At 71.2% G+C, this 26518-nt stretch carries 29 protein-coding genes; 18 read left to right on the top strand and 11 right to left on the bottom strand.

Going from position 1 to position 26518, the window contains the following annotated elements; all coding sequences use genetic code 11:
* Positions 1 to 6 precede the first annotated feature (6 nt).
* The 3 genes from mshD to ABZ795_RS12740 all read right to left on the bottom strand — a co-directional run bounded on the left by mshD (position 7) and on the right by ABZ795_RS12740 (position 2672).
* Positions 7 to 939, bottom strand: a complete 933-nt coding sequence (gene mshD, locus ABZ795_RS12730) for a mycothiol synthase (RefSeq protein WP_327023882.1) — start codon at positions 937 to 939, stop codon at positions 7 to 9.
* Between the two features lie 44 nt (positions 940 to 983).
* Entirely contained in the window at positions 984 to 1826 is an 843-nt protein-coding gene (locus ABZ795_RS12735) for a polysaccharide deacetylase family protein (RefSeq protein WP_327027399.1), read from the bottom strand.
* Between the two features lie 105 nt (positions 1827 to 1931).
* Positions 1932 to 2672 (bottom strand): response regulator transcription factor, encoded by a 741-nt coding sequence (locus tag ABZ795_RS12740; protein ID WP_327023883.1) that lies wholly within the window; start codon positions 2670 to 2672, stop codon positions 1932 to 1934.
* Positions 2673 to 2925: 253 nt separating this feature from the next.
* Between ABZ795_RS12740 and ABZ795_RS12745 the strand changes: the two genes are divergently transcribed.
* From ABZ795_RS12745 to ABZ795_RS12765, 5 genes are all read left to right on the top strand, one after another.
* Positions 2926 to 3960, top strand: coding sequence for a hypothetical protein (locus tag ABZ795_RS12745; RefSeq protein WP_327023884.1), 1035 nt, complete (start codon positions 2926 to 2928; stop codon positions 3958 to 3960).
* Between the two features lie 108 nt (positions 3961 to 4068).
* The gene (locus ABZ795_RS12750; protein WP_327023885.1) at positions 4069 to 4854 is read left to right on the top strand and encodes a DUF2993 domain-containing protein; all 786 of its coding nucleotides are present in this window, start codon (positions 4069 to 4071) and stop codon (positions 4852 to 4854) included.
* A 72-nt stretch (positions 4855 to 4926) separates the two neighbouring features.
* Positions 4927 to 5004 (top strand): Ms5788A family Cys-rich leader peptide, encoded by a 78-nt coding sequence (locus ABZ795_RS12755; protein WP_311202345.1) that lies wholly within the window; start codon positions 4927 to 4929, stop codon positions 5002 to 5004.
* A gap of 215 nt (positions 5005 to 5219) precedes the next feature.
* On the top strand, positions 5220 to 6068 hold the full coding sequence (locus tag ABZ795_RS12760; RefSeq protein ID WP_327023886.1) for a sulfurtransferase: 849 nt from the start codon (positions 5220 to 5222) through the stop codon (positions 6066 to 6068).
* A 1-nt stretch (position 6069) separates the two neighbouring features.
* Positions 6070 to 6393: a DUF1416 domain-containing protein gene (locus ABZ795_RS12765; RefSeq protein WP_327023887.1), complete on the top strand. Its 324-nt coding sequence runs from the start codon at positions 6070 to 6072 to the stop codon at positions 6391 to 6393.
* Positions 6394 to 6533: 140 nt separating this feature from the next.
* On the opposite strand, the gene ABZ795_RS12770 is transcribed toward ABZ795_RS12765, so the two are convergent.
* Positions 6534 to 6818: a hypothetical protein gene (locus tag ABZ795_RS12770; RefSeq protein WP_327023888.1), complete on the bottom strand. Its 285-nt coding sequence runs from the start codon at positions 6816 to 6818 to the stop codon at positions 6534 to 6536.
* A 319-nt stretch (positions 6819 to 7137) separates the two neighbouring features.
* Between ABZ795_RS12770 and ABZ795_RS12775 the strand changes: the two genes are divergently transcribed.
* Positions 7138 to 7377 (top strand): winged helix-turn-helix domain-containing protein, encoded by a 240-nt coding sequence (locus tag ABZ795_RS12775; RefSeq protein ID WP_327027400.1) that lies wholly within the window; start codon positions 7138 to 7140, stop codon positions 7375 to 7377.
* Between the two features lie 95 nt (positions 7378 to 7472).
* Here the strand turns inward: ABZ795_RS12775 and ABZ795_RS12780 are convergent, their stop codons facing one another.
* The 3 genes from ABZ795_RS12780 to ABZ795_RS12790 all read right to left on the bottom strand — a co-directional run bounded on the left by ABZ795_RS12780 (position 7473) and on the right by ABZ795_RS12790 (position 13572).
* Positions 7473 to 7613: a hypothetical protein gene (locus ABZ795_RS12780; RefSeq protein ID WP_327023889.1), complete on the bottom strand. Its 141-nt coding sequence runs from the start codon at positions 7611 to 7613 to the stop codon at positions 7473 to 7475.
* Between the two features lie 13 nt (positions 7614 to 7626).
* Positions 7627 to 8793, bottom strand: a complete 1167-nt coding sequence (locus ABZ795_RS12785) for a glycosyltransferase family 2 protein (protein WP_357530408.1) — start codon at positions 8791 to 8793, stop codon at positions 7627 to 7629.
* Between the two features lie 447 nt (positions 8794 to 9240).
* On the bottom strand, positions 9241 to 13572 hold the full coding sequence (locus tag ABZ795_RS12790; RefSeq protein WP_357530409.1) for a S8 family serine peptidase: 4332 nt from the start codon (positions 13570 to 13572) through the stop codon (positions 9241 to 9243).
* 331 nt (positions 13573 to 13903) lie between these two features.
* Between ABZ795_RS12790 and ABZ795_RS12795 the strand changes: the two genes are divergently transcribed.
* The gene (locus ABZ795_RS12795; protein WP_327027401.1) at positions 13904 to 14419 is read left to right on the top strand and encodes a winged helix-turn-helix domain-containing protein; all 516 of its coding nucleotides are present in this window, start codon (positions 13904 to 13906) and stop codon (positions 14417 to 14419) included.
* The gene (locus ABZ795_RS12800) at positions 14416 to 15279 is read left to right on the top strand and encodes a hypothetical protein (RefSeq protein WP_327023892.1); all 864 of its coding nucleotides are present in this window, start codon (positions 14416 to 14418) and stop codon (positions 15277 to 15279) included. The genes ABZ795_RS12795 and ABZ795_RS12800 overlap by 4 nt, the downstream gene beginning before the upstream one ends.
* Positions 15280 to 15292: 13 nt before the next feature.
* Here ABZ795_RS12800 and ABZ795_RS12805 read toward each other — a convergent pair whose 3' ends face one another.
* The 3 genes from ABZ795_RS12805 to ABZ795_RS12815 form a co-directional block, all read right to left on the bottom strand.
* A complete protein-coding gene (locus tag ABZ795_RS12805; RefSeq protein WP_357530410.1) occupies positions 15293 to 17335 on the bottom strand; it encodes a glycogen debranching N-terminal domain-containing protein in 2043 nt (680 codons plus the stop codon).
* Positions 17332 to 17712 carry an SCP2 sterol-binding domain-containing protein gene (locus ABZ795_RS12810; RefSeq protein WP_327023894.1) on the bottom strand — a complete coding sequence of 127 codons (381 nt, stop codon included), beginning with the start codon at positions 17710 to 17712 and terminating at the stop codon, positions 17332 to 17334. The genes ABZ795_RS12805 and ABZ795_RS12810 overlap by 4 nt, the downstream gene beginning before the upstream one ends.
* Before the next feature lie 100 nt (positions 17713 to 17812).
* Complete coding sequence (locus ABZ795_RS12815; RefSeq protein ID WP_357530411.1) at positions 17813 to 18175, bottom strand: DsrE family protein; 363 nt, start codon at positions 18173 to 18175, stop codon at positions 17813 to 17815.
* A 23-nt stretch (positions 18176 to 18198) separates the two neighbouring features.
* Here ABZ795_RS12815 and mtfM point away from each other — a divergent pair, with 23 nt between their 5' ends.
* On the top strand, positions 18199 to 18300 hold the full coding sequence (gene mtfM / locus ABZ795_RS12820; protein WP_013736135.1) for a small membrane protein MtfM: 102 nt from the start codon (positions 18199 to 18201) through the stop codon (positions 18298 to 18300).
* Positions 18300 to 18893, top strand: coding sequence for an FABP family protein (locus ABZ795_RS12825; RefSeq protein ID WP_357530412.1), 594 nt, complete (start codon positions 18300 to 18302; stop codon positions 18891 to 18893). Before mtfM ends, ABZ795_RS12825 begins: the two co-directional genes overlap by 1 nt.
* A 4-nt stretch (positions 18894 to 18897) precedes the next feature.
* On the opposite strand, the gene ABZ795_RS12830 is transcribed toward ABZ795_RS12825, so the two are convergent.
* Positions 18898 to 19746, bottom strand: coding sequence for an aminotransferase class IV (locus ABZ795_RS12830; RefSeq protein WP_357530413.1), 849 nt, complete (start codon positions 19744 to 19746; stop codon positions 18898 to 18900).
* 69 nt (positions 19747 to 19815) lie between these two features.
* Here ABZ795_RS12830 and ABZ795_RS12835 point away from each other — a divergent pair, with 69 nt between their 5' ends.
* From ABZ795_RS12835 to ABZ795_RS12870, 8 genes are all read left to right on the top strand, one after another.
* The gene (locus ABZ795_RS12835) at positions 19816 to 20244 is read left to right on the top strand and encodes a Fur family transcriptional regulator (RefSeq protein ID WP_327023898.1); all 429 of its coding nucleotides are present in this window, start codon (positions 19816 to 19818) and stop codon (positions 20242 to 20244) included.
* Positions 20241 to 21353, top strand: a complete 1113-nt coding sequence (locus ABZ795_RS12840; RefSeq protein WP_327023899.1) for a folate-binding protein — start codon at positions 20241 to 20243, stop codon at positions 21351 to 21353. The genes ABZ795_RS12835 and ABZ795_RS12840 overlap by 4 nt, the downstream gene beginning before the upstream one ends.
* 86 nt (positions 21354 to 21439) lie before the next feature.
* A complete protein-coding gene (locus ABZ795_RS12845) occupies positions 21440 to 22267 on the top strand; it encodes a 3-keto-5-aminohexanoate cleavage protein (protein WP_357530414.1) in 828 nt (275 codons plus the stop codon).
* Positions 22268 to 22341: 74 nt separating this feature from the next.
* Positions 22342 to 23322 carry an asparaginase gene (locus ABZ795_RS12850; RefSeq protein ID WP_357530478.1) on the top strand — a complete coding sequence of 327 codons (981 nt, stop codon included), beginning with the start codon at positions 22342 to 22344 and terminating at the stop codon, positions 23320 to 23322.
* Positions 23323 to 23612: 290 nt separating this feature from the next.
* On the top strand, positions 23613 to 24374 hold the full coding sequence (locus ABZ795_RS12855; protein WP_357530415.1) for a helix-turn-helix domain-containing protein: 762 nt from the start codon (positions 23613 to 23615) through the stop codon (positions 24372 to 24374).
* The gene (locus ABZ795_RS12860) at positions 24371 to 25228 is read left to right on the top strand and encodes a hypothetical protein (RefSeq protein ID WP_357530416.1); all 858 of its coding nucleotides are present in this window, start codon (positions 24371 to 24373) and stop codon (positions 25226 to 25228) included. The genes ABZ795_RS12855 and ABZ795_RS12860 overlap by 4 nt, the downstream gene beginning before the upstream one ends.
* Before the next feature lie 69 nt (positions 25229 to 25297).
* Positions 25298 to 25612, top strand: a complete 315-nt coding sequence (locus ABZ795_RS12865) for a DUF2516 family protein (RefSeq protein WP_327023903.1) — start codon at positions 25298 to 25300, stop codon at positions 25610 to 25612.
* Positions 25609 to 26496, top strand: coding sequence for an alpha/beta hydrolase (locus ABZ795_RS12870; protein WP_327023904.1), 888 nt, complete (start codon positions 25609 to 25611; stop codon positions 26494 to 26496). The genes ABZ795_RS12865 and ABZ795_RS12870 overlap by 4 nt, the downstream gene beginning before the upstream one ends.
* Positions 26497 to 26518 lie beyond the last annotated feature (22 nt).

Here is a 26518-nt window from a genome sequence, read left to right on the forward strand (position 1 = left end):
ACCAGCTCAGTCGAGCTGGTAGTTGACGTGGGCGGACCAGCGGGCGAACCCGGTCCGCTCGTAGAGGGCCATGGCCGCGGTGTTCGACTCGTCGACGTAGAGCATCACCCGGTCCAGGCCGCGCTCCCGCAGGTGGTTCAGTCCGGCCGTGGTCAGGGCCCGGCCCAGCCCGCCGCCGTGCGCCGAGGGATCCACCCCCAGCACGTACACCTCACCGAGGCGGGCCGAGCCGGGGCGCTCGTGCACCTTCGTCCAGTGGAAGCCGCGTAGCCGGCCGGTCGCCGACTCCACCGCCAGCAGGAATCCGGCCGGGTCGAACCACGGCTCGGCCAGGCGTACCCGCAGGTCCTCGGCGCTCCACCGGCCCTGCTCGGGGTGGTCGGCGAAGGCCAGGGCGTTGAGCGCCAGCCAGGCCTCGTCGTCCGCGCCAGGGCGGAAGGCGCGCAGGGTGACCCCCTCGGGCAGGCGGGGTTCGGGCTGGGCTGCGGTCAGTGGCCTACGCAGTTGCCAGAGCACCCGGGCCCGACGGAAGTCGAGGTCGACCGCGAGGGCGGCGGCCGAGGGGTGGTCGCCGTGCGCCCAGACCCGCAGTGGCCGGGCCTCGGTGGCCAGCGCCTGCCGGGCCAGGGCCCGCCCGGTGCCCTGCCGCCGGTACGCCGGATGCACGACCAGCCCCACCCCGATCCCGGAGCCGGGGTCGGTGGTGTCCAGGTGGACGTACCCGGTCAAGGTCCCGTCGGCGTCGCGGGCGGTCAGGTGGATCGCCGGGGCCCGCTCGTCGCGGAGCCGGAGCAGAATCTGCTCGTCCAGCGGGTCGGCGCCGTCGGTGTCGCCGGCGGCCCCGGCCAGGGCCAGGACCTCGGCGATCTGCGTGGCATCGAGCCGGTCCAGCCGACTCACCTGGGTTCCGGGTTGGCCGGTCTGTGTCTGCTCACTCATCATCGAAACGGTATCCGCCGAGGGCGGGAGACCCGGGAGGTCCCTCAGGTGCCGTGGCCGTGCTTCGGCAGGGCCTGGAGGTCGAACCGGGCGGTCAACTCGGGCAGGATCCGGTAGAGCGCGTCGACGGTGCCCTGCCGGTCGCCGCCCGCGTCGTGCAACAGCACGATCGATCCGGGTCGGGCCTCCGCCAGCACCACCCCGGCGATGGTGGCCGCGCCGGGGGCCCGCCAGTCCGAGGGGTCCAGGGTCCAGTGCAGGGGGGTCATCCCCAGTTCCCGGCTGGCGGAGATGACCGGGTAGGTCCAGGCCCCACCGGGTTGCCGGTACCAGGTGACCGGTTCCTCCGGCACGGCGGCGTGGATCGCGGCATTGGTACGCAGCAGGTCGTCCCGGATCCACTCCGGTGACCGGGCGCCCAGGCTCACGTCATGGTTCCAACTGTGGTTGCACAGGGTGTGGCCCTCGGCGACGATCTGCTGGACCAGCCACGGGTAGCTCTGGGCGTTCTGTCCGACCACGCAGAAGGTGGCCGTGATCTGGTACTCGCGCAGGATGGCCAGCACCTGCGGGGTGTAGTCCGGGTGCGGGCCGTCGTCGAAGGTCAGCGCGATCTCGTTGGTGCCGGTGCTCAGCCGGGTACCCATCGGACCGAAGTCCGGGTCCTGTCCCGACCCCTCGGGAACCCCGGCCGTAGGGCTCTCCGACAGTTGGTCGCGGCCGGGGTCGGGCTCGGCGGTCGCGGACTGGTCGGCGTGCTGGGGATGGTCCGCGCCGGTGACGGTGACCCCCGAGCCGCGGCGCGGTGGATCGGGGACCAGGCTCCGACCCAGCAGGTACGCCGAACCGAGCACCGCCGCCACGACGACCGTGATGATCCCGAGCATCCGGGCCGTGCTGCCCTGGTAACCGCGCACCGCTGCCCCCTCCCACTGGCCAACTCGGCAGTCACGATATGACTACCGAGTTGCCCAAAAGGGGCGTACAGGGAATTAGCCCTCTACGGTGACCGGGCGGGCGACGAGCGAGGTCGGGTCGGTGGCCTCGGACAGCGAGCCACGCGAGGACGGCACGACGAACTTGTAGCCCACCTGGCGCACCGTGCCGATCATCGACTCGTACTCCGAGCCGAGCTTGGCCCGCAGCCGCCGGACGTGCACGTCGACCGTCCGGGTGCCGCCGAAGTAGTCGTACCCCCAGACCTCGCGCAGCAACTGGTCCCGGGTGAAGACCCGGCCCGGGTGCTGGGCGAGGAACTTGAGCAGCTCGAACTCCTTGTAGGTCAGGTCCAGCGGGCGACCCTTGAGCTTCGCGGCGTAGGTGTCCGGGTCGATCATCAGCTCGCCGGCCCGGATGGAACCGCCCACCCCGGCGGTCGCGTTGCTGAGTCGGCCGACCGCCAGCCGCAGCCGGGCCTCGACCTCGGCGGGACCGGCGGAGGCGAGGATGACGTCGTCGACCCCCCAGTCGGCGTTCAACGCGATCAACCCGGCCTCGGTCACCACCGCCACCAGCGGTACGCCGAGCCCGGTCGCGTGCAGCATCCGACAGGTGGCCCGCGCCTCGCTCAACTCGGACCGGGCGTCGACCAGGACAGCGTCCGGGCTCGGGCCGGCAACGAGGGTACGGACGTCGCGAGGTGCGGTGCGCACCGAGTGCGGCAGCAGGTCCAGTGCCGGCAGTACTGCGGATGGTTCGCCTGCGCGTGCGGTAACCAGCAGCAGGATCTCCACGATCACCTCCGTCCCGGCGGCCCCGTGCGGCCGCGCGCGACCAGCGGCACTCCTTGACGGATATGGCGCTGGGAACATCCGTGGGTCCCGGCGTCGCTGACGGGCGGGTTTCGGCAAGAGCGTAACTGATCGGCTGCGCGGAGCTGGGGCGTGATTTCCTGTTCGCCCTATCTGCCCCCGGTTGCGGCCCAGGTTTTAACCTGGCGGAAACCGGGACACCCGCGTTGACGGCCCGGTCTGGCACGATCGGTGGGTGGTTCCCTCCAGCTCACCCGAGACCGGCCGCGAGCCCTGGGCGGACGACCTGCCCCCAGGCGGTGGTGCGGCACCGTCGGCCGGCCCGGCCGTGGCCAACGACGACCGTCGTCGCTCCGGCGGCCCCCGACGCCTGCGCCGTGGCGGCTCGGCACGCCGCTCAGACGAGGCCCTCGACGATGAGGACGAGGAGGAGACCGAGCCGCCGGTCGAGGTTAGCCGGCAACTCTCCCTCGCCATCGCCGGGTTCGCCCTCCTGCTCGGGCTGGGCCTGGTCCTCGGCGCGTACACCGCCGGGCCCGACCACCGGCTGCCCTTCACCATCGTGGTGCTCACGGTGCAACTGCTGTTCGTGCTGGGCTGGACGATGGTCACCCGGCCACCGGCGGTGGCGGTGGTGCTCGGGGTCGGCGCCCTGACCGCCCTGACCGCCGACGTGATCGCGGTACGCAGTGCCACCCCCCGGATCGGGCCACTGTTCCTCATCGCCATCGGCGCGGTGCTGGTAGCCGTGCTGGGGCAGTTGGTGCGCCGGGTGGACCGGGTGCGGGTCATGGACTCCCTGCGGACCACGGCCACCATCATGTTCGGGGCGGTGGCCTTCGCCACCCTGATCGTGCTCAGCCGGATTCCCGCCGGCACCCAGGCCATCGTCGTCTGCCTGACCGCGGGCGCGGTAGCGGTGGCGATTGCCCGCGCGACGGACGCCTTCGCCGCCTGGCCCCGGCTGGCACCCCAGGTGCCCCGGGGAGCCGCCGGGGTGGTCGGTGGTGCGATGGTGGGCACCCTGTTCGGCGCGGTGCTCGGCAGCTACCTGGTCACCCCCTTCACCCCCACCCGGGCCGCGATCCTCGGGCTGGTCGCGGCGGTCGTCGCCGTACTGGCCGACCTGGCGGTCAGCTACGCCGAGGCCGGTCGGCTGATGGCGGGGGAACCCCCCACCGCCTGGGCGGCCCAGCACGTGCAGGGGCCCCTGGCCGCCCTGGCTATGGCGGCACCGGCGGCCTACCTGATGTGTCGGCTGCTGCTGTGACCGGTCGCGCCGAGGGCGTGATTGAGTGAAACGGGCTTCGGGTACCACCGTGCGCGGGCAACGGCGTACGGAAAGACGAGACGGCGTACGGGAAGCCAAGGAGGCGGCGTGGACCACGAGCAGACGTCCGGACGGCGACCGCGGCGACGCGGCCGCAAGCTACTGATCGGGTTCGTCGTCCTGCTGCTGGTCCTGGCCGGGCTGATCTTCATCGCCGACCGGGTGGCGGCCGGGGTGGCCGAGCGCACCATCGCCGACGAGGTCCGCGAACAGGTCGCCCGGCAGAACGCCCAGTCTTCGCCGCCGGAGGTGGAGGTGGGTGGTTTCCCCTTCCTCACCCAGGTCCTGGACGGGCGGTACGAGCGCATCACCATCCGGATGCGCGACGTGCAGGGCGCGGTGCAGGGCGACGCGGTCTCCCTGCCCAGCCTCGACGTGGACGCCCACAACGTCCGGGCCTCGCTGCAGACCCTGCGTACCGGTCAGGGCGACGTGGTGGCCGAGACGGTCAACGGCACGGCCACCATCAGCTACCAGAGCCTGGCCGCCCTGCTGAACCGGGAAGGACTGGTGCTCGGCGAACGCAACGGGCAGCTCGCCGTCACCGCCCCCCTGGAGGTCCTCGGCCAACAGCTCACCGTCACCGGGGTCGCCGACATCGTGGTCAGCGAGGAGGGCAAGATCGCCCTGCGATTCGCCGACCTGGACGCCGAAGGGCTGCCCACCGCCCCGTTGGCCCGTACCCTGCTGAACAACTTCGCCCGCAGCATCTCGATCGAGGTACCCCTGCCGGAGTTGCCCTTCCAGCTCACCGTCCGGGAGGTGGTCCCGCAGCCCCAGGGCCTGACGGTGACCGCGGACGCGCGAGACGTGCCGATCAATTCCGTGGGCTGACCTCGGGCTCAGCATCCCGGATGCTGGTCGGGCCCCTGGAGAAAACTGGGATCGCTGGTAGGCTCCGTGCTCATGGGGACGCTCCTCACCAAACGGCGCGCGGTCGACCTGTGCCGCGTGGCCACCTGCCTGTGTCGCCCCGTCATCTGACGGCGGGGCTGCTTCCGGCCGCATAGCGGCCAATCGGCACTCGGGGTTTGCGTACCTCTATCCCGGTGCACCTCACCGGACGCCCGGCAGCGGCGCCGTCGCACAAACCCGTGATCCGTTCCTAGCTCTGGGTCCCGCGCGTGGTGCGACAAACTTCAACATCCCAGACCTCCGCGCGCTGGCTCACCACACCATCCTCACCAGGGAGTGATCTGATGAGTCGCGACACCGCACTCGTCTCGGCCGAATGGGCCGAGAAGAACCTCGACGCCCCGGGCGTCGTCTTCGTCGAGGTCGACGAGGACACCTCGGCCTACGACACCGGCCACCTGGCCGGCGCCATCAAGCTCGACTGGAAGACCGACCTGCAGGACCCGATCCGTCGGGACTTCGTCAACAAGGCCCAGTTCGAGGCGCTGCTCTCCGAGAAGGGGATCAGCAACGACGACACCGTCATCCTCTACGGCGGTAACAACAACTGGTTCGCCGCGTACGCGTACTGGTACTTCAAGCTCTACGGCCACGGTGACGTCAAGCTGCTCGACGGCGGTCGCAAGAAGTGGGAGCTGGACGCCCGGCCCCTGGTCAAGGACACCGTGACCCGCCCGGCCACCCAGTACGTCGCCAGCGAGCCGGACAACAGCATCCGGGCCTTCCGCGACGAGGTCGTCGCCGCGATCGGCACCAAGAACCTGGTCGACGTGCGCAGCCCCGACGAGTACGCCGGTCGCCTGCTGGCCCCCGCCCACCTGCCCCAGGAGCAGGCGCAGCGGGGTGGCCACATCCCGACCGCGATCAGTGTGCCGTGGTCCAAGGCGGCCAACGAGGACGGCACCTTCAAGTCCGATGACGAGCTGCGCAAGCTCTACGGCGAGGCGGGGCTGGACGACGGCAAGGAGACCATCGCGTACTGCCGGATCGGCGAGCGCTCCTCGCACAGCTGGTTCGTCCTTCAGGAGCTGCTCGGCCACCCCAACGTGAAGAACTACGACGGCTCGTGGACCGAGTACGGCTCGCTGATCGGTGTGCCGATCGCGCTCGGCGATGAGCCGGGGGAGGCCTGAGATGACCGCACCCACCGCGGCCGGTTGCGCCGCCCCGGATCAGGCGGCACCCCTGCCCGCCAGCATCGACCTGGAGAAGGAAACCGTCATCACCGGTGTCGTCCGCTCCGCGCAGGACGAGGTGGTGCCGGGTGCGTACGTCCGTCTGCTCGACTCGACCGGTGAGTTCACCGCCGAGGTGGTGACCTCGCAGGCCGGTCAGTTCCGGTTCTTCGCCGCCCCCGGCAACTGGACCCTGCGGGCGCTGTCCCGCCACGGCAACGGCGACATCGCCGTCACCGCCAACCGGGGCGTCAACGAGGTGACCGTAACGGTCACCGACTGACCCACGAACCACCGGCCGCGTGGCCCGGCTCCCCTGATCCGTGGGGGACCGGGCCACGCGCCATTCCCGGCCCCGGCGAGGATCGCCGGGTGCACTTGTTGCTGCCCCGACGACAAGAAACGCACCCAGAGCGGCGCCGGTCAGCGGGGCAGCGGGCGGAGCAGGTGGCGGGAACAACCGCCGCCGTGGCCGGGCCGCAGCAGACAGCGCCGGTCCCGACCCATCGACCGGTCACAGAACACCTGATGCTGTACGTCCGGCGCGCCCTCCACCGAGATCGTCGTCTCGCCGGTCACCACCTCGGGCAGGAACCCCAGGGAGCGGGTGAGGGCGCGAGCCAGCAGGTGAGCGGCCGGCAGGTCGGCCGCCCGGATGGTCAGGTGTACGACGAAGCGAGCCCGCTCGTCACCGCCGACCTCCCGCATGTAAATCACCTCTCTCCGGCTGGCTGGCTGGCTGGCTGGGTCGGTGTCGGGGGAGCTGTGGCAGCTCAGCTGTGCTTTCTCCAGGGGTAGCGACAGCTGGACTGCCACAGCTCCACAGCCCATCGAGAACGAGGGGGTGTCGGGGTGGACCGGAAGGGCGGTCCACCCCGACTGGGGGACTGAGCTCTGCTCGTTGCCACGCGAGGAGCGCTCGACAGCCAACTTATGCGCATAACACGCATAAGTCAAGGCACCTGGGCGTCGGCTTGTCGAACTGCGTGAAGACGTGATCGAATCCAAGAGCCACGCGAGGAGCGCCATGCCTGCCACACCGGATTACCTGAGGATCGCCAACGCGATCATGTCGGATGTCGAGAGCGGCAAATTGAAGCCGGGCGAGAAGCTTCCGTCGATTGCGCAGCTCTGCGAGATACATCGAGTTGGCGCATCCACGATCCAGCAGGTCTACATCCGGCTTGAGGCGCTTGAAGTCATCGAACGGCGGCAGGGCAAGGGTGTGTTCGTGACTGATCCGGGGACCTGGCTGCGTCGGCCGTGAGCTGAAGACGGAGCTGGGAACGGGTACGGCCGCCGGGGGCGTCCCGACGGCCGTACCGTCTGTGGTTCTTGCACCTCAGGCTGGCGCTCGCTCGATCAGCTGACCTTGCGCCGGGCCTTGGCGCCCCAGTTGGCGACGGTCACCAGCAGGGCACCCAGCCCCAGCAGGATGCTGCCGACCAGGCCGACGGCGGCGGTAGACGCGCCGGTCAGCGGGAGGTCCTGGTTCGCGGACATGTTCTCACCTCCCTCATCCCTTGGCCCCGACGGCGATGCGCGCCGGGGAGTCCCAGACGCATCGATCGACCGTGGGTTGACGGATCGCCTTCACCAGGGCGTGCACCAGGATCACCCGGTACAACAGGTCAGCGACGATGATCACGGGCAGGAAGAGTGGGAGTTGCCAGTGGCGTAGTCGCCAGGCGGCGATGCCCACCCAGATGCCCTGGCCGATCAGCAGGAACAGCAGGCCGGGCAGCAGGCCCGGCCCGGCGGTGGCGATCAGCCACAGGGTCAGCGGACCACCGGCGACGTACAGCAGCCAGTGCGCCATCAGCAGGACGTACGCGTAGTCGAAGCGGGTGGCGTACCGGCCCACCCGGTGGCCGATGACCCCCTGGAAGGTGCCCCACATCCACCGCAGGTTCTGCCGGTACCAGTCGCGCAGGTTGGTGGGGTCCTGGAGGTGGGCCAGGGCGCGGGGCGCGTAGACCACCCGGCCCAGGTTGCGCCGGTGGGTCTCCAGCACCCAGTAGGTGTCGTCGACGATGTACGGGGGCTGGGTGGGCAGCACCTCGTCCAGCAGTTCGGTCCGGTAGACGGAGTTCGAGCCGGAGATGCAGTTCATGACGTTGAAGTGGCTCTGGATCCGGCGGATCACCGCCTGGTACATCCAGTAGCTGTAGGCCCGCTTGGCCAGCCACGGGTTCCACCGTCGCTCCGGCGGCCACCAGGTGGCGTTGTGTCCCACCACGATGCTGACCTCGTCGGTCAGCTTGTCCAAGGCCTCGGTGACGAAGTCCGGCGCGATCACCACGTCGTCGTCGAGGATGGCCACCGCGCGATAGCGGCGGCCGAGTTCGAAGGTCTCGTACGCGGTGTGCAGGGCGGCCGGCTTGCCGACGTTCTGCAGCAACGGCAGCACCCAGGCGCCGGCCTGGGCGGCGAGTTCGGCGGTGTCGTCCGAGGAGTCGTCCGAGACCAGGTACACGTCGCTGCCGGTGGCCCGGGCGGCGCGTACGGTCGCCGCGATCGTGGCGGCGCCGTTGCGGCAGGCGATCAGGATGGCCACCTCATCCGGGCGTACCGGCCCGAAGCGGGGCGGGCGGGCCGCGTGCCGGGGCTGGTAGCCCACCGCCGGGCGGAGAAAGCCGTACCCGAAGGAAGCGACTATGAGGAGCAGCACGAGACTACTCACAGCAATCGTCGCGGTCAGGATTACTTCGGGCATTGGGGGTCGATTCGCAGGCAGCAGGGGATGTGAGGGGGGTTCGCGTTGGAGGCCTGCTGATAACGCTAAGTGATGTTAGGCGGATCGCCAAGGAGGGTGATCATTCTCGCCCGATCGGACCACCCGGGAATGCCCTGCCGGTGCCGCACGTCCGCAAATGATCGGGGCGAAGCTGGATGGGTGGGCTGCCGGTCGATGCGCCCGGCCACTTTCCTGACCAGGTGATCGGCCTGCTGATGAATCACTTCTGGGTACGGAAGGGGCCTGTCCCCCAAAGGCCCATCGGGCGGCCTTGACCGTTACCAACGGGCTGGACCGCCCGACGAGGCAGCGACTACCACGAACCGGCCCGACTGCCGCGAAAGCAGTGGCCGCCGGTCGATGCACGACCGGCGGCCACCAGGATGTGTCGGATCAGATTCCGGTTGCTCTGGTGCAGTTGGAGGTCGGTTCGAGGGCGAAGTTCAGGGTGCCCACGATGCCGGCCTCGATCTGGTGGCGCTGCACCTGCGGCACCCACCCGTCCTTGGCGACGATCACCTCGTACCGGCCGCGCGGCAGCCACCAGGCGTACTTGCCGGAGGCGTCCGCGGTCAGGGTGGTGCCGGTGCCCGCCGAGATCAGGTTCACCCGGACGATGGCCGGAATCCCCACGGTGACCCCGCCGCAGGTGGTGCCCGTGACCGTGCCCTGGATCTTGCCCCAGCTGTTCGGCGGCGACACGTTCATCTCCACCGAGACCGGGGTGACCGGGTAGGGGGTGTCGGAGGTGATCGCCAGCTCACCGGTGTACCGACCCGGTTGGAGCACCCCCGCCTCCGTGGTGGCGTCCAGGGTCACCGTCACCGTCTTCGAGGCCCCCGGGGCCAGCGTGAAGGTGCTCGGTGAACTGCTCAACCAGGGCAGATCCGCCGCGGTCGCGCAGAGCTCCAGGCCACCGAGGCGCTCACTGTCCGCGCTGCCCACGAAGGAACTGGGCGAACCACCGATCTTGTACGCCCCGCAGGCGGCGGCACCCCGGTACCGGGCGAACTTGGCGTTCGGCAGATCACGCCAGGCCCCGGTGACCGGATCGAAGCCGACCGTGCGGTTGGTGACCGTGGTCGACCCGGCGGTCACCCCACCGGCCAGCACCAGCAGGCCACCGGCGGCGGCGTACTGGGAACCCCACAGCTCCAGCGGAAGGCTGGGCAGCGGGCTCCAGGAGTCGGCCGTCGGGTCGTACCGGTAGGCGTCGGTGTACTCGGTGCTGCCCGTACCACCGGCGCAGTAGACCGAGGAACCGATCCCGCCGCAGGACAGCCAGGACACCGGGTGGGGATAGGCGGCACCGGTACGGAAGGAACTCGTAGCGGGGTCGAAGATCACCAACCGGTCGCTGTCCGTGCAGGTGGCATCGGCGCAGCCGCCGACCAGGTAGACCTTGCCACCGAGCACCGCCGTGCCGGCCGCGGCGACCGGGGCCGGGTTGGTGGCACCCGGGACGGTGCTCCAGGTTCCGGCGGCCGGGTCGAAGACGTCGACCGTGGCGACCGTGCCGTCACCGGCACCCCAGCCACCGATCGCGTACAGCTTGCCGTTGATCGCAGCCGTGGCCGGCTTGGACCGGGCCACCGGCAGATCGGGCAGGGCGCTCCAGGCGTTGGCTCCCTGGTCGTACACCCATGCCTTGCGCTCGGTGCCGGTGCTGCCACCGCCACCGACGGAGTAGACCTTGCCGTCCAGCCAGGCCGCCGAGTTGTCGTAGACCGCGGCCGGCAGTCGGGCGATGTCACTCCAGGCGTCGTCCGCGGCCCGGGTGCCGGACTCCGGGGCGGCCCCGCCGTACGCGATACCGGTGCGGGCCTTGCTGATGCCCTTCATCTTCTGCTCGACCAGGGCTGCCCCACCCTGGTTGAGCAGCTCGAACTCGCCGGACCGCTCCAGCAGGTCGACCGCTGCCGGTGCGCTGCCGGTGTTGCGGACGGTCACCTTGGTGGTCCGCACCACCCCGTGTCGCTGATGCGACTCGATGGTGGTCGGGCTGACCGTCAACCGGCCGGCGCCGAGGGCGAAGTTGGCCCGCTTCACCCCGTCGGAGACCACGGCGACATCCTTCGTCACCGGCTGGTACGGGGTCCGGCTGGCGGTGAAGGGATGGGTACCGGTCAGGGTCGAGAAGATCCAGTAGAAGCCGTCCGGCTGGGCCTCGTCCTCCGGGGTGGCCGCCGACACCGCTCGGTCCTCGGGCTGGTGGACACTGGCCACGTTCACCCCGTTGATCGCCTCGCCGGTGTTGCGGTCGGTGGTGTTGCCCACCACCAGTCCGCCCGGCACCGGGGTGCACTCCCGGTTGACCAGCTCCACGTCGTCCACCTGCCACCACCAGGCGAAGGTGCCCTTGAACCGGAAGCGGACCAGGGCGGACTCGGCGTTGGCGGCCGGGGTCAGCGGCACCTCCTCCACCCGGGGGCCGCGACGGCTGGAGGTCTGGTGCCAGACGTTGGTCCAGGTGGCCCCGGCGTCCGTGGAGACGTCGATGTCGGCCGTGTCGGTGACGCCGACCGCCCGCCAGTCACTGCGGAAGCGCAGCACCGGCGCGCTGACCCCGGACAACGCCAGCGGCGGGGTGACCAGGTCGGTGTCCTGGGTGTTGCCGCTGCCCAGGGCGTCGCTGTCGATGATGGCGAACCCGCCCGAGCCGCCGGTCAGGTTGCCGCGTGAGCGGGCGTCCGTGAAGACCCACCCGCCGGAGGCGGTGCGGTTGGTCACCGTCCAGCCCGGGGGCGCGGTGGTGCCGTCGAAGCTCTGCGTCAGCAGGGGGGTGCTGAAGCTGCCGGTGTAGCCTGCCGCGACGCAGCCCGCCTCGACCGGTACGGCCACGTTGGCGGTGACGTTCTGCCCGGCCACGGCCACCTCACGGGTGACGGTCTGATAGCCGGGGTAGCGCGCGGTGACGGTCAGCCGGTACGAGGTGCCACCCGGCACGGTGAAGGAGTAGCGCCCGGTCACCGGGTCGGTGAAGACCGGCCCGCCGGGTCGGCCGGCCACCTCTATCCGGGCGTACAACGGCCAGCCGTGACCGGAACCGTCGGTGACCTTGCCCTGCACGGTGACCGTGGGGTTGGCGGTCAGGGCGAAGTCGCGGGTGACCGCGCCGCCCTCGGCGACGGTGACCGTGGCGGTCTGTCCGGTGTAGCCGTAGGCGCTGACCGTCAGGGTGATCTCGCCGGCCGAAACGCTCAGCGCGTACCGACCGTCCGGGCCGGTGGTGATGCTGCGGGTGCCGTCGGTCACGGTGGCACCGACGATCGGGTCCCCGTCGGCCGCGTCGGTCACCCGGCCGGTGACCCGACCGATCGGGCCCCTAGGGGCGTCGCGTACGGCCGCGTAGGCGTCCAACCGGCCCTCGCCGAAGACGTTGTTGTCGGCCGGGGTGCCGCCGCAGGTGGTGGCGTCGACATCGCGGGCGGTGCGGTCCAGCAACTCCTCGGTGGCGGTGACGTCCCCGCGCAGGCTGGGCGCGGCGGACCACATCAGGGCCACCGTGCCGGAGACGTGCGGAGCGGCCATCGAGGTGCCGCTGAACGAGGCGTACCCCCCGTTGCGGACGCTGGAGCGCACCCCGCTGCCGGGGGCGGCGATGTTCGGCTTGATCAGGGCGGTGCCGGAGCCCCGACCGGAGAAGCTGGCGATGTTGTCGTTCACGTCGTAGGCCCCGACCGCGTACGCGTTCGAGTTGTCGCCGGGGGAGCCGGCGCTGCCGCAGCTCGGGCCGTCGTTGCCGGAGGAGAAGACCGGGAACATCCCGGCGGCCCGCCAGGCGGCGATGGTCTGCTGGTACCAGAGGTCCCCGCCGTCACCGCCCCAGGAGTTGTTCACGATGTCGGGGCGCAGATCCGGCCGGGGGTTCTGGCCGTTGGCGTCCGTCGGGGCGAGCACCCACTGGCCGGAGGCGAGCAGGGAGGCGTCGGAGCAGCTGCGGGCCTCGCAACCCTTCGCGGCGATCCACTTGGCCCCCGGTGCCACCCCGATCTGGTTGCCGGCGCCGTCGTCGCCGACCATCGTGCCCATGGTGTGGGTGCCGTGGTCGTTGTTGTCGCAGGGCGCGGTGCCGGTGCAGACCCCGGCCGGGTCGAACCAGTTGTACGCGTGGTCGAAGCCGCCGCCCAGGTTGCCCCGGTAGGAGGCGACCAGGGCCGGGTGGTCGTACTGCACCCCGCTGTCGATGTTGGCCACCACGATGCCCTCACCGCGGCCGCCGAAGTCCTCCCAGACCCGGGGCGCGCCGATGTTGGTCAGCCCCCATTCGACGGCGGCGGTACGGGCCCGGGTCGCCTCGCTGGAGGTCGGCAGCAGCAGGGGGTAGCTGCGACTCGGCGCGATCCGGGACACCTCGGGCCGACCGGCGATCTCGTCGAGCAACGCCTTGTCGCCCTCCACCCGGATCGCGTTGGCGATCCAGTACGCGGTGTGCGGCACCTTTCGATCGTCGAGCAGTTCGCGCAGGTCGGCCTGACTGCGATCGGCGGTGCTGGTGAGCAGCCGGTGCACCGTACGGGCCCGGTCGTCGGCGTCGCGGGCCTTGGCGGCCTCGGCCAGGGGTGCGGTCTCCCGCAGGTAGACCAGGAAGGCCGTGCTGTCGGTGGTGGCGAAGCGGTCCAGCAGGGCCTGGTCGACCGTGGCCCGCTGCGACGGCTGTGGTGCCGCCGCGGCGACCGCGGGTTGGGCGGTGCAGGCCAGCAGGGCGGCGGTCGACACCGCCACTGCCCGCCACCAGGTTGATCGTGCGGATGGTCGTGTGAACAAAGGTTCCTCCCCCACTTCGTCGTCCCGATCGGGGACGGGCACCCGCGGGTCGGAGCCTGACGCCGCGGAGCGGTCGGACGTGTGGGTGACTGGTGGTGCCCGGCCGCTGAGAGTCATGCTTCTGCGCCGACGATCAGTGATCAATGGAAGGCGTCAGTCAGTACTCGGTCAGTGACGTGGCGCGATCCTGACCGTTAGGCTGAGCGGGCGAAGCCATCGGTGGCCGTCATTGTCGATTAGTGGGAAGTCGCAGGTCAGCGCGGGCTTTCGGGGAGGCAGCGTGTCCGGAATGGAGATCCCGATCCTGGTCTGCGTCAGCAGCGATGCCGCTGTCCGGCAGCGGGTGGTGCAACGACTCGACGGGGTGGGCCCGGTGGTGATCTGCGCCGACCTGGCCCAACTGCGGGCGATGTTCCCCGAGCCGCCGGGGGAGCCCGACCCGGCGGAGGTAGCAGCCGCCGAGATCCGACCCGGGGCGGTGGGCGGCTGGGCCGATCTGGTGATCGACCGCGCCGGGCACCTGGTCACCTGGCAGGGGGTACCGGTGGGGTTGACCCGTACCGAGCGGGAGTTGCTGGCCAGGCTGGCCAGCCCACCGATAAGCCTGTGGAGCTACGAGCGGCTGTTCGCCTCCGTGTGGGGTGGGGCCTACCTCGGCGACACCGCGATCCTGCATTCCGCGATCAAGCGACTGCGGCGTAAGCTGCGGGCCCTGACCGGCGGCCCCCAGGTGCAGACCGTCCGCGGGGTCGGCTACCGGCTGGCCACGCCCCCCGAGGATCCGCGTGACACCATGGCTCGGTGAGCAGTGCAGCCCAGACGGGGTACGCCCCTCCCGCCGGCCCTCCGCCACCGGAGCCCGGCAGCCGCTGGCCGCGGTGGCTGGTCGTGGCGACCGTGGCCTGGGCGGTGCTGCTGGCCGGTCTGACCTGGTACTCGGCCCGCAACGATCCGCCCACCGTCCGCGAGCAGCGCACCCTGGCCCAGGCGGCCTCGCGGGTCGAGGCCGCGATCGGCGAGCTGGCCGCGGCGGCCTCCGGCACGGTGTACGCGCTGGCGCCACCGGAGGTCGAGCGGGGCTGTCGGGTAACCCCGTTCGCCGAGGGCGCGATCCTGCGCAGTCACATGGAGCTGGCCGTGCCGCCGGGTGAGGAACGGGCCCTGCTGGAACGGATCGCCGACGGACTGCCCTCGGACTGGCGGGCCGGTGTCCGGCTCACCCCGGAGGGTCCCCGGCTGCGCGCGGACGCGGGGGAGTTCGTCACCGTCCAGGGCCGTGCCGCCGCCGAGGGTTGGGTGCGGCTGAGCGCGGAGACGGGCTGCCGCCCGGTCGACGCCCTGCCCGGGACGCTGCTGCCGGGGACCGCGGCGAGCACGGAGTCGAACGCGCTGGCCCGGGCGCTGGCCGCCCTCGGCGCCACGGTCACCGACCCGACCGAGGCGGTGCAGGCCACCTGCCCCGGAGGCGAGACCGCACGTACCCTGCGCGGCACCGCCCCGGCGACCGACCGGTCACCGCAGGCCGCCCTGGCCCCGCTGGCCGGCGGCACCCCAGTGGTGGCCACCGACGAGGTGTACGCCTACCGCAGCAACGGGGTGGCCATGCTCGTCCAACTGCACTCGGACAGGACGGTCGTCTCGGCCACCGTGGGGTGTGCCGGCTGAGGGGTACCCGCCCTCACCTGTCGTCGCGGCGGTGGCTGCGACCCAGGGCGTCCACCCGACCCCAGCGGCCGGGGATGTCCAGCAGTTCCACCCGACCCATCCCCTGCGGCAGGTACGGGTCGATGATCAGGTGCTCGTCCTCGGGTTCCAGCCCCAGCAGGATCCGCAGCAGCAGCAGAGGGGTTCCCGCCGACCAGGCCTGGGGACTGCACGCCGTCGGGTACTGCACCGGGAAGTCGGTCAGGTCGCGTTCGTAGCCGGCGAAGGCCTCCGGCAGTCGGCCGTTGAAGTAGTGCGAGGCGGCGAGCATCGACTCGCAGATCCGGGCGGCCTCATCGCGGAAGCCGTACTTCCACAGGCCCCAGGCGATCAGGGAGTTGTCGAAGGGCCAGACCGTGCCGACGTGGTATCCGATCGGGTTGTACCGACCCTGGTCGTCGGCGAGGGTGCGGACCCCCCACCCGGAGAACAGTCGCGGTCCCAGCAGGTGCTCGGCGATCCGCCCGGCCTTCGACTCATCGACGATGCCGCTCCACAGCAGGTGCCCGATGTTGGAGCTGAGGGCGTCCACCGGGGTGCCGTCGCGGTCCAGCGCCAGCGCGTAGTACTCCCGGTCCGGCAGCCAGAAGTCCCGGTTGAACCGTTCCTTGAGCGCGGCGGCCTCCCGTTCCAACCGGTCGGCGTACTGCGGGTCGTTCCAGAACAGCCGGGCCAGCCGGGCGCCGCGCCGCTTGGCGTCGTAGGCGTAGCCCTGGAGTTCGCAGGTGGCCCGGGGGAAGCCGGGTAGCCGCCCGTCCGCGTAGGAGATGCCGTCCCAGGAGTCCTTCCAGCACTGGTTCTCCAGCCCGTTGCGGTCGTTGCGGGTCTCGTACCAGAGGTAGCCGGTACCGAGCAGGTCGCCGTACGTGTCGATCCAGTCCAGCGCCAGCCGGGTGGGGTACTCCAGTTCCTTGATCAGCCCGCTGTCGCCGGTCCATCGCTCGTATTCGTCGAGCAGGATCACGAACAGGGGGGTGGAGTCGGCCGAGCCGTAGTACGGCGAGTGGGGCTGCTCCTCGAATCCGGCGGACTCGCCGTAGCGCAGCTCGTGCAGGATCTTGCCCGGCTCCTCGTCGCGGAAGTCGTCGACCCGGAACCCCTGCAACCCGGCCAACATCATCAGGGTGGGCGGAACGATGTCCGGCAGGAAGGGCAGCACCTGAAGCGAGGTGATGAGGCTGTCCCTGCCGAACAGGGTCATGAACCAGGGCAACCCGGCGGCCATCAACCGGACCCTCAGGGTGATCGACTCGTACCGTAGCGAGGCCAGATCCTCCAGGCTGCGCCGGTACGCGGCGGCCAGGGGGCTGCTGCTGGCGCTGAGCTTGGGGGCGTTGGCGATGATCTCCTCGTGTTCGGCCTGGATGGCCGCCGTGCTGCGGCCGCCGGCCAACGGCAGTCGATTGCGGATATCCTCGCCCCGCGCGCCGTAGATCACCGTGGAGGTCTTCAGCCGGGTGGTCCACTCTCCGTGCGGCTCGATCCGGATCGAGAAGGTCATGCCTTCCTTGTCGACCGCGACCGGGGTGCTGCTGCGCACCAGGGTCTCGCGGTGGAAGGCCTCCCGGCGGTAGCTCAGCCGTAGCGCATCATCCTCGATCCTGACAGTCTGGCTGCCCTGTTTGGGCTGGACGTTCTTGATCTCGAACAGGTCGGCGAAGTCGGCGGCGATCTCCATGCGGACGGTGAAGGCCATCTCCTGGCCGGAGTGGTTCAACACGGTCAGTTCCTCGTCGAAGCCGTCCCTGATGGCCCGGCTGCGGATGATGGAGACCTTCGTGTCCAGGAAGTGGCTGGGTTCGCCCGGCACGAGGTAGTAGCGGGTCCGATAGGTCTCATCGTCTTCGACGGACAGGGGCTGTAGCCGCTCGCCGTCGAGCAGCAGCAGCCAGGTGGAGAGGAACCGGGTGTCGAAGGCGAACAGGCCGGTCGGAAAGTCGAGGGAGGGCTCGATGTCCCCACCCCGGTCGCTGACCAGGAAGGTGTTGCCGTCCAGGATGCTGACCAGTTCCTTCACTGTGCCGTCCCGGCCTGCTCGCGGGCCCTCGTGCGGGGATCCTGGACGCCTGGCGCGGAGGGAAACAACCGCCGCAGGATCAGGAACATCGGGACCCTGCCGCTGAAGCTGCACTCGTTGCGAAACAGCGCGGCCAGGGGCTCGGCCCGTCCGGTCACCAACCGGTCGAACAGATCCACGCTGCAGTACCAGATGGAATCGGCCTCGGCCGGTCCCCGCTCGACCTCGATGACACCCGGTCGCAGCCGGAGCACCCAGTGCTCTGTGCGTTCGCCGTCGGAGAGGTCGATCCGCAGGGTGCCGGCGAGCGAGCTGCGCATCTCCTGGGGGCCGCGAGCCGGCAAGCTGGCAAAGAACTGCTCGATCGCCTCGTCCACACCCGAATCGTAGGCATATGTCGGAGTTGTCGGGCAGGTTCTCCCGTGTTGCCGAGGTCGATGTCCACAGCAGCCGGTCCGGCCTTACGGCGGCCCCGGGTCAGTAGACGAGCGCCTGGGCTCCCTCGGCCATCGTCTCCTCCACGAACACGGCCGCCCCGGCGATCCGGACGCCCGGGATCACGTCGTCCGGGCCGATGTCCCGGCGGGCCGCACACTGGGTGCACGCGGTCACCGTCCCAGTGGTGAGGATCACGTGCAGCAGTTCGGCCAGCGGCGCGGAGTGCGGCAACTCGAAATCCTGCGCCCGCCCCGGCAGCGCGAACCAGGTGGATTCCCCGGTCAACCAGAGGGAGACGGGCACACCTGCGGCGGCGGCCGTGGCCGCCACCGTGAAGGCCTGGGCGCACCGCTCCGGGCCGTCCGCTCCGGCGGTGGCCTTGACGACGAGAGTGCGGGCCATGGGGCCAGCATAGGATGAGGCCGATGGTCACCGAGATCGGGTTCGTCAGCTTGCTGGTCGCCGGCCTGGGCGCGCTCGCCGGTGGCCTGATCTATCTGGCCGTGCGCATCTCAAGAGGCAAGTGATGAGTGACGACAACCCGCTGGCACCGCCGCCGTGGCTGAACGCCCCGCCGGTCGATCCGTATCCCTTCGAGGAGAGTCACGACCTGCGGGTGGGGCCCAAGCTGCATCCGGCCCTGGACGGCCTGCTGCCGTACGTCGGGGTGTGGCGCGGCCGGGGCCGGGGCGGCTTCCCCACCATCGAGGACTTCGACTACGCCCAGGAGATCCGGATCAGCCACGACGGCCGACCCTTCCTGTCGTACGAGTCCCGGGCGTGGCTGCTCGACGAAGAGTCCCGCCCGGTGCGCCCGGCGGGACGGGAGGTCGGCTGGTGGCGACCGGTGTTCGACGGTGACCGGGTCACGGACGAACTGGAGGCCCTGCTGACCGTCCCGACCGGGGTGATGGAGCTGCACATCGGGCGGCGCAAGGGCACCCAGATCGAGTTCGTCACCGACGCGGTGGTGCGTACCGCCACCGCCAAGGAGGTCACCGCCGGTCACCGCCTGTTCGGCATCGTCGAGGGCGCCCTGCTGTACGCCCAGGACATGGCCGCCGTGGGTCAGCCGCTGTCGCCGCACCTGTCCGCCCGCCTCATCCGGGTCGCCGGCTGAGGGGTCAGGGCAGCTCGAAGCCGAGCAGCTCCCGCAGCGCGTGGATACGCGGGCTGCGGGGCAGCGGCTCCCCGTCGAGGACCAGCACCTCCACCAGGCCGCGTACGGAGGAGGCCAGCCAGACGGCGTCGGCCTCCCGCAGCTCGGCCCGGGTGACCATGCGCTCGGCGGGGTCATAGCCGACCTCGGTGGCGTGGGCCAGCAGCCAGGCGACCGTGGTGCCGGGCAGGATGCCGGTGCGGGCCGCCGGCACGGTGCACAGGGTGTCCCCGGTCGACCAGAGCAGATTGGCGGTCGGCCCCTCCAGCAGATAGCCGTCGGAGGAGACCCAGAGCACGTCGTCCACCCCGGCTCGGGCGGCCCACCGGCGGGCCGCGGTGCTCGCCCCGTACGAGGTCGACTTGATCCCGGTGGGCAGCCAGTCCAACTCGGGGCGGGCCTCGGCGGGTACCCCCAGATTCAGGGTCGCCACCCGCACCCCCTCGCGCCGGGCCTGCCGGGCGGCGGCCGGCACGGCGGCCAGGGTGGCGTACACCGTGGGTTCCCCGCCCCCCTCGGGCCCGCGGGTGCAGACCAGCCGCAAGGCGCCCTCGACCTCGCCGGGCCACCCGGCGGCCACGGTGTCCAGCAGCTCGACCAGGACCGCGTCGTCCGGCAGGGTCAGCTCCACCGCTGCGGCACCGGCCCGCAGCCGGGCCAGGTGCTCCTTGAGCAGCCAGGGCCGCCCACCCCGCAGATGCATGGTCTCGAACAGCCCGTCGCCGCGCAGCACGCCCAGGTCGTCGCCGCGCAACACCGGCTCGTCGATCGACAGCAGTCCCCGACCCAGTACGCCGATCCGTGTGGCCTCCATAGCTGGGCAGGATAGAGGGGCGGCGGTCTCGATCGGACGCCTCCGAGACGGCCGAACTATGATCGGAGAATGTCCGAAACCTCCCTGGCGGAACTGCTGCGCTCCCGTGGCCTCCGGCTGACGGCGCAACGCCAGCTGATTCTGCAGGCGGTGCTGGACCTGGGGCATGCCACGCCGGAGCAGGTGCACACGGCCGTACGCGAAGTGGCCGCCGGGGTCAACATCACCACCATCTACCGCACTCTCGAACTGCTGGAACGCATCGGCCTGGTCACCCACACTCACCTGTCGCACGGGTCGCCGACCTATCACGCCGCCGGTGAGGATCAGCACATCCACCTGGTCTGCCGGGAGTGCGGGGCGATCGACGAGGTGGATCCGGAGCTGATGCGCCCCCTGGCCGAGCAGTTGGCGCGGGAACGCGGCTTCCGGGTGGACATCGGCCATGTCTCCTTCTTCGGCAACTGCGCACGGTGTGGAGACGGGAGTCAGGAATGATCGACATCGCGGGCGCGGTCGCCGTGGAACGCCTCGACGAGGCCAGCCGCGACCAGCCGGAGCCGGCCCACGCGGCGGCCGGGGTACGCGGGGTGGCCGCCCACTACGGCGACCCGATGCGCGAGCAACGACTGCTCGACACCGAGGTCGGCCTGGTGGACCGCTCCCACCGGGGGGTGATCGCGGTGCCCGGGGCGGACCGCATCTCCTGGCTGCACACCCTCACCACCCAGCACCTGGCCGACCTGGGCCCCGGGCAGGGCACCGAACTGCTGGTGCTCTCGCCGCACGGCCACATCGAGCAACACGCCATGGTCGCCGAGGACGGCGACACCACCTGGCTGGACACCGAACCGGGCGCCGCCGAAGGGCTGCTGACCTTCCTGGAGAAGATGCGGTTCTTCAGCCAGGTCGAGCCGCGCGACGCCACCGCCGAGCAGGCCCTGCTCTCCCTGGTCGGGCCCCGGGCGGCCGAGGCCCTGACCCTGCTGGACCTGCCCGCCCTGGCCGAACCGGACCTCACCGGGGTACCCGGCCCCAAGTTCCGTGCCGGTGAGGTGCCGACCCGGCCCACCGCCCGCTACGAGGTCAAGCCCCTGCCGCTGGGCGGGTGGGCCCGGCGCGGGCCCCTGGGGGTGGACCTGCTGGTGCCCCGGGCCGCGATGGACCAGGTGGTCACCCGGCTGCGGGACGGCGGGGTGCCGGTCGCCGGCCTGTGGGCGTACGAGGCGGTGCGGGTGGCCGCCCGCCGAGCCCGGGTGGGTGTCGACACCGACCACCGCACCATCCCCGCCGAGGTGAACCTGATCGCCCCGGCCGTACACCTGGACAAGGGCTGCTACCGGGGGCAGGAGACGGTGGCCCGGGTGCACAATATGGGCCGTCCGCCGCGTCGGCTGGTCCTGCTGCACCTGGACGGCATCACCACGGACCAACTGCCCACCGCCGGCACCCCGGTCGAGCTGGACGGTCGTACGGTCGGCTTCGTCGGCACCGCGGTGCATCACCACGAGCTGGGTCAGATCGCCCTGGCGGTGGTCAAGCGCTCCGTACCCGACGACGCCGTGCTGCGGGTGGCCGAGAGCACCGCCGCCATCGACCGGGTGTAAGGAAGGGCACCTTATTAACGCCTCCGGTAGAGGCCGGGCCCCCTGTTAACACCAGCACCTGCGGCGGGCGTTCTAGGATCGCCGGCATGACAACAGGGACGTTGATCACGGTTGCCCCCACCGGCGCGGAGTCGGCCAAGACGGAGGTACCGGCGCTGCCGGTGACCCTGGACGAGCTGCTGCTCACCGCCAAGGAGTGCGAGGCGCTCGGCGCCTCGATCATCCACGTCCACATCCGCGACGAGGACGCCCGACCCACCCTGGACCTGGGCCGACTGCGGGCCACCGTGGCGGCGTTGCGGGAGAGCACCGACCTGATCGTGCAGCTCTCCACCGGGGGCGCGGTCACCGACCCGGAGGCCGACCGGCTGGCCGTACTGGACGCCGCGCCGGACATGGCCTCCTGCACGATGGGTACGGTCAACTTCGGTGACGACGTCTTCCTCAACCGTTGGGAGTTCATCGTCGACCTGCACACCCGGATGCAGGAACGCGGCATCGTGCCGGAGTACGAGATCTTCGACCTGGGTCACCTGACCGCCCTGCGCCGCCTGCTCGACAAGTACGGCCTGCCGCACGGCGGCCACGTGCACGTGGACTTCGTGATGGGGGTGCCTGGCGGGATGCCCGGCACCACGGCCACCCTGGTGGCGGCCCAGCAGATGCTGCGCGACCTGCCGGAGGGCACCACCTTCTCGGCGACCGGGATCGGGCGCAGCAGCATCCCGGTGATGCTGGCCTCGCTGTCGGCCGGAGGTCACCTGCGGGTCGGCATGGAGGACACCGTCACGTACGCCAAGGGCCGCCCGGTGGAGTCGAACATGCAGCTGGTCGCCCGGGCGGTCGGCTTCGCCCAGCTCGCCCAGCGTCCCCCGCTGAACACCACCCAGGCCCGCGAACTGCTCGGCCGGTAAGGGCTGACCCCGCCCGGCGTGGCTGTACACCCGGAGGTGGAGTACCTGCTCACCCCGGCCTCGGCGGCCGATCGATCATCGGTACCGTCCACATCGTGGCAGACACGTACGCGGGTGGGGTTCCGCTTGCCGAGGTGGTCCGGTCCGGTTTCGTGGAGGGCCTGCACCGGGGCTCGGTGGTGGTGCTGGACGGCACCGGTGCGGTGGTCGACGCGGCCGGTGACGTCAGCGCCCCGATCTTTCCGCGCTCCTCCAACAAGCCCATGCAGGCCGTCGGCATGATCCGGGCCGGGCTGCCGCTGACCGACCCCGCCGACCTGGCGTTGGTGGCGGCCAGTCACGCGGGGGAGGAGTTCCACCTGGCCCGGGTGGCCCGGCTGCTGGCCGACGCCGGGCTGGACCAGGAGGCCCTGCACTGCCCGCCGGACCTGCCGGTCGGGGAGCAGGCGCGGGAAGCGGTGCTGCGGGCCGGGGGCGGCCCCACCCGGATCCAGATGAACTGCTCCGGCAAGCACGCCGGGATGCTGCTGACCTGCCGCTCGGCCCGCTGGCCGGTGGAGGGTTACTGGCGCCCGGAGCACCCGTTGCAGCAGCGGCTGCGCGACGCGGTCGAGGAACTGACCGGTGAGCAGGCGGCGGCGGTCGGGGTGGACGGGTGCGGGGCACCCGTGCTTGCGCTGTCCCTGACCGGGCTGGCTCGGGCGTACCTGCGCCTGGTGAGCGCCGAGACCGGCACCGTGGAGCGCACGGTGGCCGACGCCATGCGGGCGTACCCGCAGATCGTCGGTGGCACCGAGGCGGACGACACCCGGCTGATGCGCGGGGTACCCGGACTGCTGGCCAAGGTGGGCGCGGAGGGTGTGATCGCCGCAGCTCTGCCCGGCGTCGGCGCTCTGGCCCTGAAGATCGACGACGGCGCCGGCCGAGCCCGGATGCCCGTCCTGTCCGCCGCCCTACGCCGCCTGGGAGTCGAAGCCCCGGTCCTGACCGAGTTCACCGAAACCCCCCTCTTCGGCGGCGGCCTCCCCGTAGGTGCCACCCGCCCCCTCTGGTAACCCCCACCCGCCCTCACCCGCCCCGCCCTCGCCCTCCCGCCCTCGCCCTCCCGCCCGCGCCCGCTGCGGCGGTCGACGGGCCATGACCCGGGCGGCCTCTCCCCGTCGATCTTGCACTTTTGGTCGCCAATATGACCCCCTATGGGAGGTTTTGTGCCGACAGGAAGTGCATGATCGACGGGCTGGGGTGGGGGGTGGGTGGGTGGAAGGGCTGAGGGGTGGTGAGACGCTGCTAACTGTGGCTAGCACTTTGCTTGCAGGGTGCTAGCGGGGCGAGCTAGCGTTGAGTCATGGCCACTTCCAAGGACCTTCCCGATGTCGGCGGGTTCATTCGTGACCTGCGGCGGAACGCGAAGATCTCGTTGCGTCAGCTTGCCGAGCAGGCCGGGGTCAGCAATCCCTACCTGAGCCAGATCGAGCGAGGGCTGCGTCGACCCAGCGCCGAGGTGCTTCAGCAGCTCGCCAGCGCGCTGCGGGTCTCCACCCCGGCGATGTACCTGCGGGCCGGCCTGCTCGATGACAAGGAAGGCCAGGGGGTGCTTGCCGCCATCGCGGTCGATCCGGACCTGACGATGGCCCAGAAGCAGTCCCTCACCCAGATATACGAGACCTTCCGCCGGGAGAACCTCCGGCTGGCCGAGGCGACCGCTGCGGCCGAATCCGCCACCACCGGCCCCGAGGCCGACTCCGCCGCCAGTGGACCTGGCAGTGCATCAGGCAGCGCCGGTCAAGCTGAGGGCGAGGCCGCCCCGGGTGGGCCTGGCCGGGCTACGGACATCGAGACCAGTGGCGACGTCAATCCGACCGTCACCGCGCCCGATGTGGCCAACCTGGCTGCTACCGGGCCCACCACCGCAGAGGGCACCCCGACCGAGGCAGTTCTCGAGTCGGTTGCCGTGACCGAAGCCGGTCCCACCCCGACCGAGGCAGTCCTTGAGTCGGTTGCCGTGACCGAAGCGGGTCCCGCCCCGGCGCCGACCCGCCCCGTCAAGAAGGCCGCCCGCAAGGTGGTCCGCAAGGCCGCCGACGCGGCCGAAGAGGAGAAGTCATGAGCCAGCCGAAGACCAACCGCATCCCCGCTCCGATCTACGCCGCCGCCGGTGCCGGTGAGCTGGCCCTGGAGCAGCTGCGCAAGCTGCCCACCGTGGTCGCCGAGCTGCGCGACCGGGTCGTCAACGACGGCAGCCGGGTGGCCAACGAACTGGGCGGCAAGGCCGTCGTCACCGGCTTCGAGCTGCGCCAGAAGGCCAACGAGAAGCTGCGCAACGCCAACCTGACCGCCGAGTCGCTGCGCCGCAACGCCGACCTGCACCGGCTGCGGGAGGCTGCCGACCTGCACAGGCTGCGTGAGGTGGCCGATCTGGACCGCCTGCGGGAGAACGCCGAGTTCAACCGGCTGCGCGAGGCGGCTGACCTGGACCGGCTGCGCGACCTGGCGACCCGCAACGCCGCCGTGGTCGTCGCCGGTGCCCAGGTCGCGCAGGAGCGGGCGCTGGCCGCGTACGGCAAGCTGGTGACGCGCGGTGAGCGGGTGGTCGGTGCGGGTGTGCTGGAGGCCGCCGACACGGTGAACGCCGACATCGAGGCCACCCAGTCCGCGATCACCACGAGCGAGTCGACCGCCACGACCGAGCCGGCCACGACCGAGCCGACCGGCACCGCCCAGCGGACCGTCGCCAAGCGGGCCACGGCTGCCAAGAAGGCCACGGCCGGCGAGTCGGAGCAGGTGCCCAGCCCGGCCGAGGTGGCCGAGATCGCCGAGGCCAAGCCGGCCAAGAAGACCACCCGCGCCAAGGCGACCACCCGCGCCAAGGCGACCACCCGGCAGCCGGCCGCCAAGCGGACGGCTACGCCGTCGGCGAAGGCACCGGCGACCACCAAGCGGACCCGCCCGGCCGCCGAATGATCACCTGCCGACGATCCCGGTCACCGTCCTGTCGGACGGATCCGGGGTCGTCGGCATAAGCTTGCCGTCATGGCCTACGCCGCGCCGATCTTCGCCTTCGATGTCCGTACCGTGATCGACCTGATCCTGTTCGTGTTCGCACTGATCGTGCAGGGGGTCGCTCTCGTGCACGCCATCACGCAGCGTTCCGACGCCTTCCCCGCCATCGGCACCTTGCCGAAGGGCGGCTGGATCGCCATTCTGGCGGTCACTCTGCTGCTGACTCTGCTCACCCAGACCACCCTCAGCATCTTCGGGCTGATCGGCATCGCGGCGGCCCTGATCTACCTGCTCGACGTCCGGGTCGGCCTACGCGAACTGGGTGACAACAGAGGATCCTGGTGAGGGCTTTCCGCTGGCCACCACCACCGGACGGCGGGCCGCGCACCTGGGGTCCCGGCCCGGGTGGACCACGCAGCGGACGCCCGGCGCTACCCGAGCCGGACACGGAACTGGTCGCCACCCCCCACGGCGTACGACTGGAACGGCTGGTAACCGGCACCGGTGATCCGGTCACGGTGTTCGCGCACGGGCTGGGCAACGGCATAGCGGTGACCCGCCCCTTCGGCAGCGGGGTAACCGGCCGGAAGGTCTTCTTCCAGTTCCGGGGCCACGGTCGTTCGGATGCGCCCGAGGGGGTGTGGAGCTATCTGGACCTGGCCCGGGACCTGCGGGCGGTCGCCGACCTCTCCGGTGCCACCCGGGCCTTCGGTGCCAGCCTCGGCGCGGGCGCCCTGTGCCGGCTGCTCGCCGAGAGCCCGGACCGCTTCGAGCGGCTGGTCTTCTTCCTGCCGGCGGCGCTCGACCAGCCACGAGGGCCGGTCGCCCGGACCCGGCTGTTGGAGTTGCTGTCCGCGGTGGAGAGCGGAGACGCCTCCGCGGTGGCCGAGGTGGTCGCGGCGGAGATCCCACCGGCCGTACGCAACACCCCGGCCGGGTGGGCGTACCTGCGGCAGCGGCTCGATCACCTGTTGCGCGACGGTCTGGCCGTCGGTCTGGCCGACCTGCCCGGGCAGGCGCCCCTGGACGACGCCGGGGCGCTGGCGTCGGTCACCGCACCGGCGCTGGTCATCGCCTGCGAAGGGGACGACCTGCACCCCCTGGAGATCGCCGAGCAGCTCGCCGCCGCCCTGCCCCAGGCCACCCTGCACCGGTACGCCCGCCCCGGGGTGCTCTGGACGGAACGCGCCGACGTCCGGGCCCGGATCTCCGAGTTCCTCAACGGGTGAACCGCCCGGTCCGTCCATGACG

Source organism: Micromonospora sp. NPDC047134, from assembly GCF_040643455.1.
GTDB lineage: Bacteria > Actinomycetota > Actinomycetes > Mycobacteriales > Micromonosporaceae > Micromonospora.

What these genes read in the sequence shown, in the direction of transcription:
- ABZ795_RS12845 (WP_357530414.1), top strand. Translation starts at nt 21,440, where the DNA reads ATGACAACAGGGACGTTGATCACGGTTGCCCCCACCGGCGCGGAGTCG.
- ABZ795_RS12780 (WP_327023889.1), bottom strand. Translation starts at nt 7,613, where the DNA reads ATGTCCGCGAACCAGGACCTCCCGCTGACCGGCGCGTCTACCGCCGCC.
- ABZ795_RS12860 (WP_357530416.1), top strand. Translation starts at nt 24,371, where the DNA reads ATGAGCCAGCCGAAGACCAACCGCATCCCCGCTCCGATCTACGCCGCC.
- ABZ795_RS12840 (WP_327023899.1), top strand. Translation starts at nt 20,241, where the DNA reads ATGATCGACATCGCGGGCGCGGTCGCCGTGGAACGCCTCGACGAGGCC.
- ABZ795_RS12825 (WP_357530412.1), top strand. Translation starts at nt 18,300, where the DNA reads ATGAGTGACGACAACCCGCTGGCACCGCCGCCGTGGCTGAACGCCCCG.
- ABZ795_RS12855 (WP_357530415.1), top strand. Translation starts at nt 23,613, where the DNA reads ATGGCCACTTCCAAGGACCTTCCCGATGTCGGCGGGTTCATTCGTGAC.
- mshD (WP_327023882.1), bottom strand. Translation starts at nt 939, where the DNA reads ATGAGTGAGCAGACACAGACCGGCCAACCCGGAACCCAGGTGAGTCGG.
- ABZ795_RS12795 (WP_327027401.1), top strand. Translation starts at nt 13,904, where the DNA reads ATGGAGATCCCGATCCTGGTCTGCGTCAGCAGCGATGCCGCTGTCCGG.
- ABZ795_RS12835 (WP_327023898.1), top strand. Translation starts at nt 19,816, where the DNA reads ATGTCCGAAACCTCCCTGGCGGAACTGCTGCGCTCCCGTGGCCTCCGG.
- ABZ795_RS12815 (WP_357530411.1), bottom strand. Translation starts at nt 18,175, where the DNA reads ATGGCCCGCACTCTCGTCGTCAAGGCCACCGCCGGAGCGGACGGCCCG.
- ABZ795_RS12765 (WP_327023887.1), top strand. Translation starts at nt 6,070, where the DNA reads ATGACCGCACCCACCGCGGCCGGTTGCGCCGCCCCGGATCAGGCGGCA.
- ABZ795_RS12865 (WP_327023903.1), top strand. Translation starts at nt 25,298, where the DNA reads ATGGCCTACGCCGCGCCGATCTTCGCCTTCGATGTCCGTACCGTGATC.
- ABZ795_RS12755 (WP_311202345.1), top strand. Translation starts at nt 4,927, where the DNA reads ATGGGGACGCTCCTCACCAAACGGCGCGCGGTCGACCTGTGCCGCGTG.
- ABZ795_RS12775 (WP_327027400.1), top strand. Translation starts at nt 7,138, where the DNA reads ATGCCTGCCACACCGGATTACCTGAGGATCGCCAACGCGATCATGTCG.
- mtfM (WP_013736135.1), top strand. Translation starts at nt 18,199, where the DNA reads ATGGTCACCGAGATCGGGTTCGTCAGCTTGCTGGTCGCCGGCCTGGGC.
- ABZ795_RS12770 (WP_327023888.1), bottom strand. Translation starts at nt 6,818, where the DNA reads ATGCGGGAGGTCGGCGGTGACGAGCGGGCTCGCTTCGTCGTACACCTG.
- ABZ795_RS12735 (WP_327027399.1), bottom strand. Translation starts at nt 1,826, where the DNA reads ATGCTCGGGATCATCACGGTCGTCGTGGCGGCGGTGCTCGGTTCGGCG.
- ABZ795_RS12760 (WP_327023886.1), top strand. Translation starts at nt 5,220, where the DNA reads ATGAGTCGCGACACCGCACTCGTCTCGGCCGAATGGGCCGAGAAGAAC.
- ABZ795_RS12830 (WP_357530413.1), bottom strand. Translation starts at nt 19,746, where the DNA reads ATGGAGGCCACACGGATCGGCGTACTGGGTCGGGGACTGCTGTCGATC.